17 protein-coding genes and 1 riboswitch are annotated in these 19076 nt (G+C 60.4%); of the genes, 6 read left to right on the plus strand and 11 right to left on the minus strand.

Annotated elements, in window-relative coordinates:
- Positions 1-24 precede the first annotated feature (24 nt).
- The 7 genes from ACAM27_RS01445 to cbiB all read right to left on the minus strand — a co-directional run bounded on the left by ACAM27_RS01445 (position 25) and on the right by cbiB (position 8397).
- On the minus strand, positions 25-1332 hold the full coding sequence (locus ACAM27_RS01445) for a cobyrinate a,c-diamide synthase (protein WP_222197716.1): 1308 nt from the start codon (positions 1330-1332) through the stop codon (positions 25-27).
- A 152-nt stretch (positions 1333-1484) separates the two neighbouring features.
- Positions 1485-2279 carry an ABC transporter ATP-binding protein gene (locus tag ACAM27_RS01450; RefSeq protein ID WP_023007796.1) on the minus strand — a complete coding sequence of 265 codons (795 nt, stop codon included), beginning with the start codon at positions 2277-2279 and terminating at the stop codon, positions 1485-1487.
- Positions 2279-3193 carry an iron ABC transporter permease gene (locus tag ACAM27_RS01455; protein ID WP_222197760.1) on the minus strand — a complete coding sequence of 305 codons (915 nt, stop codon included), beginning with the start codon at positions 3191-3193 and terminating at the stop codon, positions 2279-2281. Before ACAM27_RS01455 ends, ACAM27_RS01450 begins: the two co-directional genes overlap by 1 nt.
- A 69-nt stretch (positions 3194-3262) precedes the next feature.
- Positions 3263-4153 (minus strand): cobalamin-binding protein, encoded by an 891-nt coding sequence (locus ACAM27_RS01460; RefSeq protein WP_222197717.1) that lies wholly within the window; start codon positions 4151-4153, stop codon positions 3263-3265.
- A 26-nt stretch (positions 4154-4179) separates the two neighbouring features.
- The gene (locus ACAM27_RS01465) at positions 4180-5988 is read right to left on the minus strand and encodes a TonB-dependent receptor domain-containing protein (protein ID WP_222197718.1); all 1809 of its coding nucleotides are present in this window, start codon (positions 5986-5988) and stop codon (positions 4180-4182) included.
- Between the two features lie 154 nt (positions 5989-6142).
- Positions 6143-6352: riboswitch (cobalamin riboswitch) on the minus strand.
- A gap of 24 nt (positions 6353-6376) precedes the next feature.
- Positions 6377-7441, minus strand: a complete 1065-nt coding sequence (gene cobD, locus ACAM27_RS01470; protein ID WP_022993404.1) for a threonine-phosphate decarboxylase CobD — start codon at positions 7439-7441, stop codon at positions 6377-6379.
- Positions 7438-8397, minus strand: a complete 960-nt coding sequence (cbiB, locus tag ACAM27_RS01475) for an adenosylcobinamide-phosphate synthase CbiB (protein WP_222197719.1) — start codon at positions 8395-8397, stop codon at positions 7438-7440. Before cbiB ends, cobD begins: the two co-directional genes overlap by 4 nt.
- A gap of 114 nt (positions 8398-8511) precedes the next feature.
- On the opposite strand from cbiB, the gene cobT reads away from it, so the two are divergent.
- Positions 8512-9570, plus strand: a complete 1059-nt coding sequence (gene cobT, locus ACAM27_RS01480; RefSeq protein WP_222197720.1) for a nicotinate-nucleotide--dimethylbenzimidazole phosphoribosyltransferase — start codon at positions 8512-8514, stop codon at positions 9568-9570.
- Between the two features lie 4 nt (positions 9571-9574).
- On the plus strand, positions 9575-10174 hold the full coding sequence (locus ACAM27_RS01485) for a histidine phosphatase family protein (RefSeq protein ID WP_041656086.1): 600 nt from the start codon (positions 9575-9577) through the stop codon (positions 10172-10174).
- Here the strand turns inward: ACAM27_RS01485 and cobU are convergent.
- Complete coding sequence (cobU, locus tag ACAM27_RS01490) at positions 10158-10688, minus strand: bifunctional adenosylcobinamide kinase/adenosylcobinamide-phosphate guanylyltransferase (protein ID WP_022993408.1); 531 nt, start codon at positions 10686-10688, stop codon at positions 10158-10160. The genes ACAM27_RS01485 and cobU overlap by 17 nt on opposite strands.
- A 140-nt stretch (positions 10689-10828) precedes the next feature.
- Between cobU and ACAM27_RS01495 the strand changes: the two genes are divergently transcribed.
- From ACAM27_RS01495 to ACAM27_RS01510, 4 genes are all read left to right on the plus strand, one after another.
- Positions 10829-12706, plus strand: coding sequence for a putative nucleotidyltransferase substrate binding domain-containing protein (locus ACAM27_RS01495; protein WP_222197721.1), 1878 nt, complete (start codon positions 10829-10831; stop codon positions 12704-12706).
- Positions 12699-13421, plus strand: a complete 723-nt coding sequence (locus ACAM27_RS01500) for a 3'-5' exonuclease (RefSeq protein ID WP_011783820.1) — start codon at positions 12699-12701, stop codon at positions 13419-13421. The genes ACAM27_RS01495 and ACAM27_RS01500 overlap by 8 nt, the downstream gene beginning before the upstream one ends.
- Before the next feature lie 61 nt (positions 13422-13482).
- Entirely contained in the window at positions 13483-14061 is a 579-nt protein-coding gene (locus ACAM27_RS01505) for a QsdR family transcriptional regulator (RefSeq protein WP_011783819.1), read from the plus strand.
- 83 nt (positions 14062-14144) lie between these two features.
- Complete coding sequence (locus ACAM27_RS01510; protein WP_222197722.1) at positions 14145-14768, plus strand: hypothetical protein; 624 nt, start codon at positions 14145-14147, stop codon at positions 14766-14768.
- Positions 14769-14843: 75 nt separating this feature from the next.
- On the opposite strand, the gene ACAM27_RS01515 is transcribed toward ACAM27_RS01510, so the two are convergent.
- From ACAM27_RS01515 to ACAM27_RS01525, 3 genes are all read right to left on the minus strand, one after another.
- Positions 14844-16238, minus strand: coding sequence for a sodium-dependent transporter (locus ACAM27_RS01515; RefSeq protein ID WP_011783817.1), 1395 nt, complete (start codon positions 16236-16238; stop codon positions 14844-14846).
- A 171-nt stretch (positions 16239-16409) separates the two neighbouring features.
- Complete coding sequence (locus ACAM27_RS01520; protein WP_222197723.1) at positions 16410-17984, minus strand: PAS domain-containing methyl-accepting chemotaxis protein; 1575 nt, start codon at positions 17982-17984, stop codon at positions 16410-16412.
- A 147-nt stretch (positions 17985-18131) separates the two neighbouring features.
- Positions 18132-19004, minus strand: a complete 873-nt coding sequence (locus ACAM27_RS01525; RefSeq protein ID WP_041654451.1) for a carboxylate/amino acid/amine transporter — start codon at positions 19002-19004, stop codon at positions 18132-18134.
- Between the last annotated feature and the right edge of the window lie 72 nt (positions 19005-19076).

The following is a 19076-nucleotide window of genomic DNA, read 5'->3' on the forward strand; positions in this document are numbered from 1 at the left end:
CTTGGGTTAAGGCGTTCGAGTTGCTCAGGAAAACCGGACTTCCTCACCGCGAAAGATCGCGCTAATCAAAGCAGGCGCTGACGGGAAGTATCCGTGAAAATAGCTGGCCACCAGTTTCTGGTCGCGATACACGGCCTCCCCTTCAGAGCCGGCCTGTTTCTTGGCCCTGGCGGCAGGTTGCCACGGGGTCTCAAGACTGGAATGGTGATAGGTGTGGCCCCGCAACCCGCCGAGCTGGGTTTCCAGACTTTGCAGACCCAATGCGGTCAGTCGGTTAGCCATGGTCGCCCGCCCGGGCACCAGGCCCAGCAGACGATGTACTTTGCCGTCTTTATCTGCCAGCTCTTCGGCACAGGCCATCAGACCACCGCACTCTGCCAGAATGGGCTTGCCGGCCTGGTGGAAGGTGCGAATCGACGCGAGCATGGCCTGATTCTCCGCCAAGGTCCCAGCATGCAACTCTGGATAGCCGCCCGGTAGCCAGAGTGCATCGGCCATCGGCACTTCCGAATCTTTCAGGGGCGAAAAATACACCAGCTCAGCGCCCATGGCGGTGAGCAGATCCAGGTTGGCGCGGTAGATAAAACTGAAGGCCGCATCCCTGGCAACCGCGATCCTGAGCCCCGCCAGCAGCAGTTCTGCCCGGGAAGGTGCCTCAAAATGAAAAGACACGGGCTTGGGCAGCACATCCATGCCCGCTGACATCAGGACTTCGGCAGCCTTATCCAGCCGATCACTGAGGTCGTCCATTTCAGCCGCCTGGACCAGACCAAGGTGCCGGTCCGGAATGTTCATGGCATCGTTTCGGGGTATCGCTCCCAGCAGGCTGATACCTTCCGGCAGGCTCTCCCGTAGCAGGTCGCCGTGGTAGGGGCTGCCAATCTTGTTGGCAATTACCTGATGAACAGGGAGTTCGGAATCAAAGCTCGCCAAGCCGAGGGCAACCGCGCCGAAGGTCTGAGCCATACCTTTGGCATCAATCACGGGCAGGGCCGGAATACCCGCCAGTTTGGCCAGGTCGCCGCTGCTGGGGCTGCCATCAAACAAGCCCATGGAACCCTCCACCAGAATCAGGTCCGCGCTCTGGGCGGCCTCGGCCAGCCGCCACCGACACTCGTCCTCGCCGGTCATCCAGGGGTGCAACTGGTAAACCGGGTTACCGGAGGCTACCTCCAGCACCATGGGATCAAGGTAATCCGGCCCGTGTTTGAACACCCGGACGTTACGGCCGGCGTTCCGGTGCAGTCGGGCCAGGGCGGCGGTGACCATGGACTTGCCCTGGCCGGAGCCGGGGGCGGTGATCATGGCCGCTGGGACCTTATTCTCCATCATTCAAACCAACTCCATAAGTTTGGCGACCGGTGGCGGGGTGTGCCTCCCGGGACCGTCAAAAACAGGGATGTTTTTGTCGAGCGTACAGGGACGTATTTACAGCGTGTCCCGGGAGGCACACCCCGCCACCGGTTGCTGCACAAGGCTCGAGGTCAGGTTCGTCTCGGCACAAAGAAAGGCGCGCCATCCACTTCCACCGTTGCCAGTTGCTGGTTGTACAAACGTTCCAGAGCGTTCGGCACCAGCATCCTTTCTGCCGGGCCCCAGCAGGCTTCGCCGTTGGGGTACATCAGCAGAATATGATCACACCAGCGGGCAGCCAGGTTCAGATCGTGCAGGCACATGAAAATGGCGTTCCCTGCTGCCGCACGGTCGGTGAGCAGTTTCATGACGGCCACCTGGTGATGCAGATCCAGGTGATTCGTCGGTTCATCCAGCAACCAGGTATGAGGCGACTGGGTCATCAGGGTGGCAATCGCCACACGCTGGCGTTCCCCGCCAGACAGGGTAGTGACCAGACGGTTTTTCAGGTGCAGGACATCCAACGCTTCAAGAGCCCTTTGCGCCATAGCCAGATCGTCTGCCCCTTCCATCTGCCACGGAGACAACCAGGGATGGCGACCGATCAGCGCGGTTTCCATTACCGTTGCCGGGAAGCCATCCTGCCGGTCCTGGAACACCAGCCCCAGCTGTTGAGAGAACACACGGCGCTTTAATCCGGATACCGGCACATCCTCGAGATACAGCTCACCGGCACGGGGCGAACGAAGGCCTGCAAGGGTATGCAGCAGAGTGGTCTTGCCGGCACCGTTGGGGCCGAGTACGCCCCAGATCTGACCGGAGCCGATCGTTAAATCCAGCGGGTAGCCATCGACGCGGCCGGGAATATCAATCACCAGGTTCCGGGTACTCAGGGTCTGCATGTGGCGGCTCTGCATGGCGTTCATCAGCGACTCCGGTACAACAGGTACAGGAAGGTGGGAACACCCAGCAACGCGGTGATCACACCCACCGGCAGTTGTTCCGGTGCGATCACCACCCGCGCCAGGGTATCCGCCAGCACCAGCAGTGTGCCGCCGGCCAAGGCACAGGCTGGCAGAATCAGTCGCTGATCATTGCCCAACACCAACCGGAGCATATGTGGAACCACAAGGCCGACAAAGCCTATGCTGCCCGCCATGGTGACCGCCGTGGCGGTGAGCAAGCTGGCGAGAATGTAAATCAGCCATTCCAGCGGGCGAACCGAAATACCCAATGCCGCCGCCTGCATCGGTCCCCGAGCCAACACATTCAGGCTCCGACCCAGTGGCACCACCAGAACACAAACAACAGTCAACAATCCCAGTCCGGGCCATGGTATCCGGGCGTAAGACACATCGCCCATCAGCCAGTACAGCATGCCCGGCAACTCCCGGGCCGGGCTGATCGCCAACATCAGGGTAATCACCGCACCCCAGCCAGCGGCCACCACCACCCCGGTCAGCAACAGGCGGGAGGACGTCCAACTGCCGGTGCCATGGGCCAGCCCAAACACCATCAAGGTCGCGAGCAGGGCACCGGCAAAGGCAGAACCGGAAATAACCGCGCCGCCAAGTCCCGCCAGCATCGCCAGCAACGCACCAACAGCGGCGCCGCCGGACAGGCCCAGAACATAGGGATCGGCAAGCGGGTTACGCAGCAATACCTGCATCAGGGCCCCGGCCACGGCCAGCAAACCTCCGGTGGCAAAGGCCGACAAGGTTCTGGGTAGCCTGAGTTCAAGGATCAGCGTGCGCTGGAGATTCGAGCCTTCACCCAGAAACACCGACAGCACATCAGCAGGTGATATCGCCACGCTGCCAGCACCGACCGAGATCACCATGGCCAGCACGCCGGCCAAAGCCAGCACCAACAGTGGCAAAGTGATCGGCCGGATCACGCAAGGGCTCCATTAAGGTCGCCGGTCACGGGCCACCTCCAGTTTTTCACAAAACAGGCGCGTACCTTCGAGCATTCTCGGTGTTGGTCGCTGTACCAGAGATGGCGGGATAAAAAACAGGTTGTCCCGCTCCGTGGCGGTCAGGCTCGGGAATGACTGCCAGCGAGTCAGCCAGTGGCGGTTTTCTTCCCCCATCCCGCCAGCCAGGATAGCTTCGGGATTGGCCGCAATAACGGCTTCGGCACTGATTCTGGGCACCAACCTCTCCAGGTGGCCAAACACGTTGTCACCGCCACACAACTCAATCATTTCACCAATCAGATGGTCACGGTTGACCGTCATCAAAGGCTCATCCCACACCTGATAGAACACCGGTACTGCATCGGCACCCGAAAACCTGGCTCGCAGGTCTGTAATGCCTTTGCGGAATCGCTCCGCCTCGGCAAAACCCGCGGCTTCAGTACCGGCCAGGGCAGAAAGACGCTCAATGGTGTCAGACACAGCCTCAAAACTGCGGGGCTCGATGGAGAACACAGGCACACCCATCTCTCTGAGTGTCGCCAACTGCTCGGTCGGGTTTCCGGTTACCCAGCCAATCACCAGATCCGGCTGCAGTTCCAACAGGCGCTCCATGTCCATCCGGGTGTGGCTGCCAACCGAAGTCACTTCTTTGGCGGCCGGGGGGTAGTCACTGTAGGCGACCACTGCAACGACCTGATCGCCGGCTCCGGCAGCCCAGGCCAGCTCGGTAGCCCCGGGGGAAAGCGCGGCAATCCGTTGTGCCGGTTGCTCAAGGCAAATCTCTTTACCCAGATCATCCGTGGCACAGACCGGCGATGCCAGGGCGGGGAATGCCAGCAGCATCCCGCCCAGAATCAAAGCCATTGCCTTCAGATCTGCCACAGAGGCCTCCCCCGGTTTAACGGTTATTATCGGATATCGTAACGCACGGTCAGCATGGCAGTGCGGCCGGCTGCAATGTAGTCCAGGTCATTCTGCCGATCATAACGAGCGGTGCTGTATTCCTTGTCCAGCACGTTAGCCAGCGTCAGCCGGGTTGACCAGTCAGGGGCAAAGCGCCAGCCCGCCCGCAAGTCCAGAGTAGCAAAACCGGGCAGTCTGTCGTCGTTGGCACGGTCATCGTAACGATAGCCTTCGGCCACCACTGTGCCACCGAAGTCCCAGGTACCAACGCGCTTACTCAGGTCAAGACGCAGGGTTTTGCCACTCCGGCGCTGGAGTCGGTTTCCGGTTTCCCGGTCTTCCGGGTCCAGCAGCGTCAGAGCCGCATCACCGCGCCAACCATCCCGCTCAAAACCAGCGCTGAACTCGGCACCACGGATTCGGGCTTCATTGACGTTCATTGGCGTCCACAAGCCACTGGGGGTCGGGCTCCAGGCAATCAGGTTGTCCACATCCAGCTGGAACAGCGCTGCATCCCAGAACCAGGTCTGATAGTGGCCACTGGCACCCAACTCCACCGTTCCGGACTCTTCTGCCTCCAGGTCCGGGTTAGCTCCGGGGAAATACAGATCGTTGAAGGTGGGTGCCCGGAAAGACGTACCATAACTGATCCGTACTCGGTGGGACCGATCCAGAGCATGGCCAAGGGCAATGCCACCGGTTTCATTTTTGCCGTAGGCTTCGTTGTCGTCACCGCGCACACTCAGTTGAAGGTCGGTTGGGCCGAAGTTCAGGCGCAACTGGCTGTACAGGGCGGTGTTGGTGCGGCTGGTCTCGGCGTAATCGGTAGTACCGCTGACTTCGTCGGTCATTAACTCTGCCCCAACCACCAGCTCATGGACATTCCAGGTAAAGGTATTGTCCCAACGCGCTGCCCGTGAGCGGGTATTGAAGGTGCTATTGAATGTGGGCGTAACGTTGTCGGTTTCGTCCCGGGATTCAGAGAACTGAAGTGAATGACGCCAGTAGTCACTCACCGGGGTTTCCAGCCCGAAGCCGATGGTGCGAATCATGAAATCAATTTCGCCGCCTTCGTATTCGGTGTTGCCCTCGCTTTGCACCATCACCAGGCTGGCTTCTCCGCCGGAGTCCAGCTCATGGACGACACGTCCGATACCGGCGGTGTTGCGGAAGCCCCGGTCGTCACCATCGGTGATCACTGCTGTACCGTCGGTTTCTTTATGCAAACCACTCAGGCTGAAACGGGTATTTCCAGCGCGGGCAGCAACACCGGCACTGCCTTTCTGCGTGTTGAAATTACCTGCACCGGCTTCTACCCAACCTGCCGGCGTGTCTTCCGGGTCCAGCGTAAAAGCCTGCACAACGCCACCGACAGCATCGGAACCGTAAAGTGAGCTCCGGGCGCCACGGACAATTTCCACCCGCTCAATCAGTTCAACGGGAAAGTACTGCCAGGAGGGACCACCGGATGTGGCCGAACGCAGGCGCACACCATCAACCAGCAGCAGCGTGGAGTCGTTGGCGGTGCCGCGGGTGTAGACACTGGTGGTTTTTCCAAAGGAACCGTTGCCGGTCACGTTGATGCCGGGTTGTCCTCGCAGCAGCTGGGTGAACTCTGAGGGGCTTTGCTCGCGGATAGTTTCTTCGTCGATGACCGTAACTGATGACAGGCTTTCACCCGCAGTCAGAGGCCCAAGGGTGGCGGTAACGACAATCGGTTCCAGCTTGCGTTCATCCGACGCTTCATCGGCGGCAACAGCAGGCAACGCCAGTGGTAATAACATCAGGGCGGGAAGGGCTTTGGCAGTACTCATAGCTTCACTCACGTTTCACCGCACGCACCCGTACGGTCGATCAATTAACTGCGGAGGAAGACAGACTGCTCAGACGGGGGTGGAGGGCGTGTCAGTAAATGCGAGCCAGGTTCACCCACCGCCGTCGCCCTCCGCAACGTCTGGTGTCCGGAACCCAAGGTTCCGCCTTTCAGGCCGGTCTCCGGGCTTACAGGCGGAGCCTGTGCTCCGGGGCAACCACCTTCCCATGCCATTGGCACAGTGGCGTACTGGATTGCCTTTCACCTGATTACCGTTGCGGGGGCAGCGCCGGAATATCACCGGCTTCCCGTTTCACTGCAGGCACTCCTCCGGACTATCGCCAGCCTGGACAAAATGCATACAGCACCTGAAATCGCGGGCAAGACTATCAACCAGGGTGGGGGTGGTCAATGAGATATGTTAATTCAGACAACGCACCCTCCAGCCGTTGCCAACCGGTTTCATCCGGTGGCAAACCGAAACGCAGGGCTGCGGGTGTGTCAAAACGCCTGACCAGAATGCCGCGGCAAGCCAGTTGGTCAGCAATGCCCGCTGCGCGGGGATGTTGAACCGTTCTGAAGAGCAGGGTGCCGGTGGGGGACGACATCCCATATTGTCTGAGCAGGCCGTCCATGCGCAGTCTGGCCGTTCGCAGGCTAGCACGAGCCTCCACCTGCCAGGCCCGGTCTTGCAGTGCCCTGGCCATCAGGTACCGGGCCGGACCGCTGACCGTCCAGGGACCAAGTTCGTTCGACATCTCGCACGCCAGACCAGGGTCGGCCAGGACCGCACCGGCACGGAGACCGGCCAGCCCGAAAAACTTGCCCAGCGAGCGCAACACAATCAGCCCCGGAGCGCCCGCCCACGGGTCCAGGCCGAAGCCCGGCTCGCCCTCAATAAACGCCTGATCCAGCACCAGCCAGCCATCACGCTCGCGCAGCCGCTCGTGCCAAAACCGTAAACGGGCAGGATCCATCAGCTGCCCGGTCGGATTATTCGGCTGTATCCAGACCACTACATCCACAGAATCCAGCCATGCCAGCTCCGCTTGCATTGTCGCCTGTTCAGGAATCGCCACCACGTCGAAACCCGCTCGCCGCCAGGCATGACCATGCTCACGATAACCGGGCATGGGCACGGCCACCCGACCGAAACCATGCTTACGGGCACGAACCGCTGGCAGGGCCATGATCGCCGCCTGGGAACCCGCTACGGGTAGGCAGCAGGCACGCTCCGGCGCCCCGGCCCAGATACGGATAATCTCTTCCAGCCCATCTTCCGGCTCCGGCAGCCGTTGCCATACCTCCGCCGGAATTGCCGGAACCGGCCAGGGCACAGGATTAATACCGGTGGAGAGATCCAGCCATTGTTCCGGAGGAATGCCCCAGTGCTGAGCCGCTGCCCTCAGGCGACCTCCATGCTCCGGCAAATCAGCACCATCGAACGCTGTCACCCGATACCTCCTGACCAGAACGCATTCAGAGTTGCGGCCAAGGCCAACAACACCAACAGCCACAACATCACGCCACGCTGAACCAGGGAAATCGCGCCCTCCACGGTTTGCGCCGTGGCGCCTTGCCCGCTGCCCAGCAGCGGTCGCTGCTTCACGCCACCGGAATAAGGCGCCGGGCCGCCCAGTGTGACACCGAGCGCGCCCGCTCCTGCTGCCATCACCGGGCCGGCGTTCGGACTGTCCCAGGCCCTGGACTGTTCACGCCAGCATTTCACGGCCAGCCGGGTATTGCCCAGCAACGCATAGGTCAAGGCAGTTAGCCGGGCAGGCACCCAGTTCATAGCATCATCGAGCCTGGCGGCGCAGCGCCCGAAATACAGATATCGTGGCGTCCGGTAGCCCCACATGGCATCCAGCGTGTTCACCAGCCGGTGCAAAACCAGTCCGGGCAAGCCAGCGACCAGATACCAGAACACGCTTGAAAACACCGCATCCGCACCGTTTTCCAGCATGGATTCCGAGGCCGCGGCGGCAACGCCTTCGTCACTCAACACTGCAGCATCCCGACTGACAATGCGGCCAACCGCCAGCCGGGCCCTGGCACCATCCCCGCACGCCAACGCAGTCGACACCGCCCGGCCATGTTCCGCCAGCCCCCTTAATGAAATGGCAAGCCAGACACCGGCCACCTGAGTGAGCAGCCACAGCCAGCCCTCCAGCAGGAATTGCAGAAAAATTGCCAGTACGACGGCTGGCATGACCGCTACCAGGGTCGCCAGCACCCCCAGCAAGAGGCTTTGCGCCGGGAAAGTCTGCTGATCATTCAGGCGTTGCTCCAACAGGGATGCCCACCGACCGAAGCCCACCAGCGGGTGCCACCGACGGGGCTCACCCATCAACCAGTCCAACAAAACCGCCGCACCGCACACCAGCACTGCAACCACAAACGTATCCAAAGCCGGTCTCCCTGATTCAATTGCCGGCAAGTCTAACCGACCGGTCACGAAACTTGACAGCCTTGCCTCCCGGTTAGACCATCCTCGGTTTTCCGCCCACAAGGACCCATCGCCATGGCACTGCCCGACAGCTGGCTCACGTCTCCCCCACGGCCCTCGGTTCAGCACACAGCGCTTGCCGCCGAGCGTCAGCAGGTGCTCACAAAGCCACCCGGCTCTCTCGGGCAGCTGGAACAGCTCGCCATCAGTCTGGCGGGCCTGCACGGCACCGACAGACCCAGCGTTGATCCGGTGCGAATGGTGGTGTTTGCCGGCGATCACGGCGTTTGCGCTGAAGGCGTTTCCGCATTTCCTCAGGCTGTCACCGCCCAGATGGTCGCCAATTTTGCCAGCGGCGGCGCCGCCATCAGCGTGATGGCCAAGGAACTCGTTGCCAGTCTGGAAGTGGTCAACCTGGGTACCGTTGGTGAAGTACCGGAGTTACCCGGCGTCATAGATCAGATTATCGCGCCTTCCACGGCCAACATGGCAGAATCACCGGCCATGTCCTCGCGCCAGGTTGAATCCGCGCTATCCAGTGGCGACGAAGCCGCCAGGCGTGCCGCAAACGTTGGCTGCCGCCTGTTTATTGGTGGCGACATGGGCATAGGCAACACAACCAGTGCTGCAGCACTGGCCTGTGCCCTGCTGGGGCAGCAGCCCACCACCCTCGTTGGCCCGGGCACAGGGCTGAACTCCGAGGGCGTTGCCCGCAAGGCGAGGGTGGTTGAAAACGCGTTGCAACGGCATGGTCCCGACCGTGATCCGCTGATGGTACTGGCCTCTCTGGGAGGCTTCGAAATAGCCGCACTGACCGGCGCCATCCTGGGCTGCGCCGCGCGCCGGATCCCGGTTCTGGTGGACGGTTTTATTGTCTCAGTCGCTGCACTGGTGGCCGTGCATCAACAACCGGCTGCGCGCGAGTGGCTTCTGTTTGCACATCGGTCAGCCGAACCCGGCCACAGTGCCGTGCTGGAGGCACTTGATGCCTCGCCGCTTCTGGATCTTGGCATGCGCCTGGGCGAAGGCAGTGGCGCCGCCGTTGCCGTTCCCCTGTTACGCGCCGCCTGCGCCCTGCATAACCGGATGGCCAGTTTTACCGACGCTGGCGTCAGTGGCAAAGCGGAAGAATAGCCCTATGACCACCACAGTAATCGACCTGATACGCCACGGCGAACCGGAAGGCGGCCAGATGTTCCGGGGCAGTAAAGACGACCCCTTGAGCGACACCGGGTGGCAACAGATGATAGCTGCCATCGCCGAGGGTGATCAGTGGGACGCCATCGTCAGTTCACCCATGCAACGATGCCAGCGTTTTGCCCAGCAACTGGCCGATGAACACAGAATTCCACTGCATATCGAAGAAGATCTCCGGGAGATCGGCTTTGGTGAGTGGGAAGGGTTGACCGCTGAGCAGATCCAGGAGCGCTATGGGGATCATCTTAACCACTTCTGGCAGGACCCCATCAACTTCCTCCCCCCCGGCGGTGAGGCTGTGACGGATTTCTACCAGCGCACTATTGACGGTTTTGATCGATGGCAGCAAACACTTGCCGGCAAACGGGTCTTGGTGGTCTGCCACGGAGGCGTGATCCGCATGGTGCTGGCCAATGTATTGGGCATTCCGCTGGAGAGATCATTCACCGGCTTTGCCGTGCCTTACGCCTGCCGCAGCCGGATACAGGTGGACCAGTCCGAATTCGGTGTGTTTCGCAGCCTGATCAGCCACCAGCCTTGAGGGTAAGTGGCAAACCCGCCACGGCCATCACCACCTCATCACAACGCTGGGCCAGGGCCTGATTGAGCCAGCCCAGCTCATCCGCAAAGCGACGGGTCAGCGGATCCATGCCGATGGTCCCGAGCCCCACTTCGTTGGTCACAATGACCAGGGAGCCAGGATAGACCTCAACCGCCTCAAGAAAGGCCGCCCGTTCGGGCTGGAACAAGGCGCCGTCGGCAAACAGCAGATTGCTCAGCCACAGGCTCATACAGTCCACCAACAGCAACGGCGGTTCTCCTGGGCCGCTGGCATACTCTGATAATACCTGACCCAGGCGCAGCGGCTCTTCAGCAAGCTGCCAGTGGTCCGGCCGCAGTTCCTGGTGACGCTGGATACGCAGTGCCATTTCATCATCGCCTGCCGTCGCGGTCGCCACATAAACCACGTCGTTACCGGTCGCTTTGGCCCTCTGCTCAGCCAGCCCGGTCTTACCGGAGCGAATCCCGCCGGTTACCAGTAACTTGTTGACCATAAACCTTTCTCCAGCCCGCCCCATTCCGGTGCCAAGGTACACCAACCGGACAGACAACTGCTATAGTTTGGCCAGACTCCGGAAACGGCGGCACCGCAATCGCCGGCTTCAGAACAAGACCGATTAACCCTGGAGAGCCCATGCAGGCCGAGCTGCTCGACATCCGCAACCACATCGCCCAACACGCTCCCTTCGACGAAATGCCCGAAGAACTGCTCGACCGCATCGTCACTGGCATCGAAGTGGCCTATTACCGGGCCGGCACCCAGATCCTTGAGCTGGGCCAGCAGAACTACTGGTTGCACTACATCCGCAGCGGTGCGGTGGAAATCTTCCGGCGTTCGGGCGAGCTTTACAACCGCATCGGTGAGGGCGAAATCTTTGGCCAGTTTGGCCTGCTGCGCAATCAGAAAGTGCGCTTTCCGGCCAAAGCCATCGAAGACTGCCTGATCTACAAAATCCCCTACGAGACCTTCCAGCATCTGTGGGAAAACGACGAGAACTTCGCGGATTTTGTCGAGATTGAAGACCACAGCCGTCTGCGTTCGGCGGTCTCGCGCCGGCACAAATCCAACGAACTGATGTCCGCCAAGGTCACCCGGCTAATTGCCCGCGAGCCAGTCTCCGCCCCGACCACCGTGCGCCTTCAGGAAGCCGCCCGGATCATGACCGACAACGGCGTGTCGGCACTGCTGCTGATGGACGAAAGTGGGGATTCGCCCCGGCTCAAGGGCATCATCACCGACCGGGATCTGCGCACTCGGGCGGTCACCAACGCACTGCCATCAGAAACCCCCATCAGCGAGATCATGTCCGAAGGGCTGATTACCATCAGCGCCCGCAGCTACATCTTCGAAGCCATGCTTACCATGCTGCACAATAACGTGCACCATCTGCCAGTGATGGAAGACCATGAAGTGCGTGGCGTAATCGCGCTGTCCGACATCGTCAAATACGAGAGCCAGAGCAGCTTGTACCTGGTGAGCAACATCTACCACCAGAACGACGTCAAAGGCCTGAAGAAAATCAGCCGCGAAGTGCGCGACAGCTTCGTGCGCATGGTGAATGAAGACGCCAATTCCCACATGATCGGCAGCGCCATGGCTGGCATCGGCCGAAGCTTCAGTCAGCGCCTGTTGGAGCTGGGCGAGGAAAAACTCGGCCCGCCACCCATCCCGTATTGCTTTATGGCTCTCGGCTCCATGGCCCGGGATGAACAGCTGGTGGTTACCGACCAGGACAACGCCATGGTGCTGGACGACAGCTTCATTCCGGAAGAGCACGACGAATACTTCCTGGCCCTGGCCAAATTTGTCTCCGACGGCCTGGCTGAATGCGGCTACACCTACTGCACCGGTGACATCATGGCCACCAATCCGAAATGGCGACAACCGCTGAGCGTGTTTAAGGATTACTTCACCGACTGGATCGACAACCCCAAAGCCGAAGCCCTGCTCAACAGCAACATCTTCTTCGACCTGGACGGCATCTACGGCGAAACCGACTATGCTGAACAGCTGAAAACCCTGATCGTGAACAAGGCCAGCAACAGCCAGCGCTTCCTTACCTTCCTGGCCCGCAATGCCCTGAACCGCACGCCGCCCCTGGGCTTCTTCCGCACCTTCGTCCTGGAAGAAGACGGCAAACACCAGAAAACCTTCAACCTCAAACGCCGCGGCACCGCACCGGTTTCTGACCTCATCCGGGTGCACGCCCTGGCCTGCGGTTCCCGCTCCCAGAACTCCTTCGAACGCCTGCGCGACATCGCCAAAACCAAACTCATGCTGGACGACGACGCCGGCAACCTGCGGGATGCCCTGGAATTCATCTCCATCGTCCGCATCCGCCATCAGGCCCTGGCCATCGAAGAGGGCCGCGACCCGGACAACAACGTGCGCCCGGAGGACCTGTCGCCGTTTGAACGCAGCCACCTGAAAGACGCCTTCCAGATCGTCAGTAACGCCCAGAAATTCCTGCGCTTCCGCTACAACGCCGGGGGAGCCACCCGGAATGTCTAGCGTGATCAAAAGCGGCAACAGCAAGCAGAATTGGCCAGAGAACTACCGCAAAGGCGCCGAACAGGCAAAAGACGCCAGAATCCGCGCCTTCTACGAAGCCGGCTGCCCCAGTCCGGACACGCCTGTCCGGGACGTCCCCTTAGTGGCCCTGGACTTCGAAACCACTGGCCTGGAAGCCGACCAGCATTCCATCGTCAGCATCGGCCTGGTGCCCTTTACCCTGACAGGTATCCAGCTCGGCCAATGCTGGCACCAGGTGGTTCGACCCAGACTGCCCCTGCACAAAACCTCTGTGACCATCCACGGCATTACCCACAGCGAAATCGAAAACGCCCCGGACCTGGAAGACGTACTCGACCCGCTGTTCGAACACCTCAACGGCCGAATCCCCGTGGTGCACTACCGCAACATCGAACGCCCGTTCCTGAACACCGCCCTGCAATGGCGCCTGAACGAACAACTCCGCTTCCCGGTCATCGACACCATGGCCATCGAAGCGCACCTGCACCCAAACCGCAACCCCAGCCGCTGGCAGCAACTGATGGGCAAAAAGCCGATCTCCATCCGCCTGGCCGACAGCCGGCTCCGCTACGGCCTGCCCCACTATGCCTCCCATAACGCCCTGATCGACGCCATCGCCACAGCCGAGCTGCTTCAGGCCCAGGTACTGCACCACTTCAGCCCGGAGACCCCCATTGGCGATCTGTGGGTGTGATGCCATAGCCCCAAGCCCCGGCAACCGATAGAATGTCCCCAAACCAGCCAAAGGGACCGAAGTGACCACACCAACCGCCAAAACCACCCCCCTGGACGCCTTCCGCCGCGCCAGAAGAATGTGGCTAAAAGGGGAAAAAATCAGCCTGGCCGCCCTCGCCGACGACCTCCACATCGGCCGCGCCACCCTGTTCCGCTGGGTTGGTAACCGCGACCTGCTGATTGGTGAAATCCTGTGGTCCCTGTACGAGCCCCTGTACAAAGAAGCCCGCGCCGTTACCCCCGGCCATGGCGTCGACTACGTGGTGGGCGTGTTCCGCCACATCAACATGACCATCCTGCACTTCGCGCCGCTGCGAAAGTTCCTGCATCAGGACCCGGAATACGCCCTGAAAATGCTCACCTCCTCCCACTCCACGCTGCACGCCCGCACCGTGGAAGTGAACACCCGCCTGCTCAAAGACGAAGTGCGCGCAGGCCATCTGAGCCCACCCATGAACATCCAGAGCTTGTCCTACTTCATGGTACGAATCGCCGAATCCTGCCTGTACAGCGACATCATTGGCGGCCGCGAACCCCGCGATGAAGAGCTTGAGGATGCCTGCACTGCCGTGCGCATATTGCTGGGCGGAAAGGTCTGAGCTCCTGATACCTCTGGAAACCTGGCCAGCCTGGGATTACTCTTTGCTGACATCCACAGGAAATCATCAGCAAGGAGTGCACCATGAACCACCGTAACACCCAACCGCGCCTCAACGCACTGCAAGCCGGCCTGCTGCTACTCAGCCTGGCCCTGGCACCGTTAGCCCACAGCGAAAACCTCACCGAAGACGATGTCACTTCCTTCATCGCCAGCATGGAAGCCATGCAGCCCCTGATCGACAAGCATCAGGACTTCATCGAATCCATCGAAGATCCAGCCGACGATGAGCGGGAAGTGGATTTCGCCCGGATGATGTCTTCGATGGTGGACGAAGTGAAAGGGCACGAAATGTACGATGACCTGGACGACCTGGTCGATGACTTCGGATTCTCCAGCCCGGAAGCCTGGGCCCGCAAAGGCGACCGCATCGTCAGCGCCTGGTTTGCCATCGAAATGGAAGCCCAGCCCGACATGGCACCGGATATCGCGGAGATGGAGCGCGCCATTGCCGAGATGGAAAACAATCCCGACATGCCCGAAGCCGCCAAAGCCCAGATGCGCGAAATGATGGAACAGATGATGGTGACCGTCAAAAGCGCATCCAGTGCGGCGAAGCAAGTGAGCGATGCCGACAAACGTGCTGTCCGGCCCCACGTAGAACGACTCAAGGCTGTGATGGAGCAGGACGAGAGCGACTACGAATAACACGCTCCCCAAAAACAAAACCCCGGTACTGTCGCCAGCACCGGGGTTTCTTTTTGCTGCCTGAGCAGCGAGCGATCAGGCCGTCAGGTTGTAAACAAACACGATCGCCACGGCAATCGGCGTCACAAACCGGATCAGGTTGTACCACAGGCTGAACGCGCCACCCTGCAGGGCCAGGTCGCTCTTCAGCGATTCCTTGGCCACAAACCAGCCCACAAAAATGGCGGTCAGCAGGCCAGACAGTGGCAGCATGATGTTGGCGGTGAAGTAGTCCAGCAGGTCGAACACCGTCTTGCCTTCAAAGGCGGCAAACATGCCCAGCGGCGTCACATCAGACCAGACGTTCAGGGACAGAATGGAAACAATGCCCAGCGCCCAGCACAGCACGCCCACCAGAATAGCGCTGCCGGTGCGGGCCAGGCTGGTTTTCTCTTCAACCCACTCAACCACCGGCTCCAGCAGGGAAATGCCAGAGGTCCAGGCAGCAAACAGCAACAGAACGAAGAACAGGGTGCCGAACAGGCTGCCCATGGGCATGTTACCGAACGCCAGCGGCAGGGTCTGGAAGATCAGACCGGGGCCGGCACCGGCTTCCAGGCCGTTGGCAAACACCACCGGGAAAATGGCCAGGCCCGCCAGCAGTGCCACCACAGTATCCATGATCGCCACACTGACGGCGGTGCGGCCGATGGAGACATCACGGCCCAGGTAGGAACCGTAAGCCATCATGATGGCCATACCCAGGCTCAGTGTGAAGAAGGCGTGCCCCAGGGCAACCAGTACGCCTTTCACCGTGAGTGCCTCAAAATTCGGGGTGAACAGGAAACTAACCGCCTCGCCGAAATGGCCGGTCGTCGTCGCGTAGCCAACCACCAGCAACAGCAGCAGGAACAGCGCCGGCATCAGAATGGTAACCGCACGTTCCAGACCGCCTTTCAGGCCCCGGGAAACCACCAGCACCACCAGCGCCATGAACACCGTGTGCCAGGCCAGCAGCTGAATCGGGCTGCCCAGCAGGCCACCGAACAGCTCGCCCACAGATTCTGCAGTGCCGCCGGTGAAATCGCCCATAGCCGCGTGGCCAATGTAGGAGGCCGCCCAGCCACCGATGACCGAGTAGAAGGACAGAATGATAAACGCAGCCAGCATGCCGACAATGGCCGACACTCGCCAGGCCGGCGACGCCAGGTTGCGCTCCGCCACCAGCCGAAAACTGGTAATGGGGTTATGACGACCATTCCGGCCGATAAACACTTCCGCCATCATGATGGGAATACCGATGATGGCAATACAGAGCAGGTACACCAGAACGAAGGCACCACCGCCGTTCTCGCCGGTGACATAGGGGAACTTCCAGATATTACCGAGACCAACCGCGGAACCGGTGGCTGCCAGAATAAACGCGAACTTGGAAGACCAGAGTCCGCGAGCCCCGTTCCCGCTGTCTGCTGCGGAGTTGGACTGAGTCATGTGTTTGCTTCCTGTGCTTTTGGCTGAGGAAAATACGAATTGTCAGATCGCCCGGCACACGGCGTGCGGGCTATTGGGGCGGGATTCTGCCAGCACTGGCGGCATGATGCCAGTGCTGAGGGGCGAGCGCTGGGACAATTCATTGTTCCCGGCGCGGCCCGGGAGTGCTAATCAGCGGGTTTTACTGACAAATCGGGCAATCAGGTCTTTCAGGCCGCCAGCCATCTGGCTCAAAGTATCGCTGCTCTGTTTTGCCGCATCCGCCTGTTCATCGCTCTGGTCAGCCAGGCTGGCAATATTCACCACCTGGCGATTGATCTCATCAGAGACCTGACTCTGCTCTTCGAACGCCGCGGACATGGTGATAAAACTTTCGGAAATGCGATCCACGGAACTGACGATGGCATTAAGTGCATCGGCAGCGCCCTGCACCCGGTCGAGGCCATCACCGGCAATCTGTTCCCCAGCGCGCACCGCGTTTACAGTTTGATCCACCTGGATACGAAAATCTTCAACCACCTCGTGGATGCGTACCGTCGACTGCCGGGTCCGCTGCGCCAAGGAGCGCACTTCATCAGCGACCACCGCAAAGCCCCGGCCCTGTTCTCCAGCCCGAGCTGCCTCAATGGCGGCGTTGAGGGCCAGAAGATTCGTCTGATCAGCGATTTCACTGATCAGATCTGCCGCCTCGCCAATGCTACGGGTGGATTCGCCCAGCCGGCCCACCGAGTCGCCAATGCCCTGAACCTGATTCACCAGTTGCTGGATGGCGCCCAATGCCTCACCACTGCGCTCGCTACCCTCATGGGCCTGGCGATTGGCCTGTTCCGCTTCCCGGGCGTTGTGATTAACAGATTCGACCACCTCCTGGATGGAGACGGTCATTTGGTTGATGGCCGAAGCAGTCTGGTCCGTTTCAGCCCGCTGCCGCGCAATGGCGGCTGCGCCCTCGGTAATGTAACCATGGGAAGCATGAACCTGTTCAAGCAATTGTTCGGCCTGATCATCTATGCGGGCCAATGCGGTTCGGATTCTCGCCTCTTCACTCACCAGCATCAGTGCCAGCCGGGACATCAGTCCGCGCTCATCGCTGTAGGTTCGTGCAACGATAGGGTCCTGGAAGGCATCCGGACGCAGTTCCAGCAAGCTCCTGAGCCGGTTGGAAAGAGAGGTAAACACCAGACCAAAACCCAGAACGTGGCCAACCACTACCAGAAGCACGGCCAAAGCCGGAGACTCGAACGCCAGGGCGCCCAGACTCAAGCCCAGGGACACCATAAAGGGCCAGCCTGAACGGACCATGGTCAGGACCCGGTTGCGCCAACCGGAACTCAACCGACCCTCGGAAATCTCCTTATACAGCCGTTCAGCGCGGGCAATCTGCTCCCGGGTAGCGGCGACCCGCACGGATTCATAGCCCACCATCTGGCCATTCCCCCAGATTGGCGTGGCGTAAGCGCTCACCCAGTAATGGTCACCGGACTTGGCCCGGTTCTTCACAACCCCCATCCAGGCCTTGCCGGCTTTCAGGTATTCCCACATGTCAGCAAAAACCGCCGGGGGCATATCCGGGTGCCGGATCAGGTTATGGGCCTGGCCGATCAGTTCCTCCCGGCTGTAACCGCTGATGGTGACGAAGTCATCATCACAGTAGGTAATCACCCCCTTGAGAGTGGTCGTACTAATCAACCGCATTCCTTCAGGGATGTGGATCTCGCGCTGAGTGACAGGCAGGTTCTTGCGCATGGGGAACTGTTCGTCCGTTGGCTCGATAAAATTTAACGGCGACAGCTTAGTTATAGATATATATCAATGAAATAGCGAATGGGTTACGCCGTGTCCTATTCGTGTAACGACAACAGGCCACGACGCTTTAGAAAATATTCAGGGAACTCAGGAGGATGCAACCAGCTTTGCCCTGGGATGATAGCGAGCATTCACCCACAGAGAGAATCCGATCACCACACCACCAACGGCCAGGCGCAGCAGATCTGCATCACGATTCCAGATCAGCAGATTGACCAGCAAGCCAGCCGGTACCAGGGCATTGTTCATCACCGCCAGGGTGCCTGCATCGACCTTGCAGGCACCGCGATTCCACAGGTACAGCCCCAGACCGGACGCCGCCAGGCCCAGCCAGCCAAGAATGCCCCACTGCAACGGTGTTGACGGCAACTTGTCCGGGTTACCAAAAATCAGGAACGAGGGTAGCGCGATCACCAGTGCGCCCATGAAGAAGTAACCGAAAGTGCGATACCCAGGCAGCGCCAGAGGGTAACGTTGCATCACGTGCTTGTAGCCAACCTGGCCGGCAGCGAAGGTAAAGTTGGCCACCTGCAGCAGCAGGAACCCGGTGATGAAATCCTCACTGAGGCCATCGTACCGGATGATGCCGGCACCGAGTGTGGCAATGGCTGCAGCCAGCAACGCCACCGGTGAAAACCGGCGGGCCAGGGCATCATCCACCAGAGTCACGTACAGAGGCGTAAAAATGGTGAACAGCAACACTTCCGGTACCGTCAGGTAACTGAACGAGCGATACAGGCACAGATAGGTGATGCCGAACTGCAGCATACCAGTCACCAGGATGCCCAGCTTCATACCGGAGGGAACACCGCGCCAGCGGGTAAACGGCAGGAACACCAGGGCTGCCAGCAAGACCCGGCTCAATACCGCGAAGTCGCTGTCTACACGGCCAGCCAGGAACTCGCCGATCAGACTGAACGAAAAGGCCCAGAGTACGGTTACCAGAACCAGTAAGACCATCGATTGCACCACCCCTGTTGTATGCCGGGCGCCTACTTTACTGCTTTACGGTGGGTTTTGCAGCGGCGGCAG

It is taken from the genome of Marinobacter sp. RI1 (assembly GCF_041155085.1).
GTDB lineage: Bacteria > Pseudomonadota > Gammaproteobacteria > Pseudomonadales > Oleiphilaceae > Marinobacter > Marinobacter nauticus.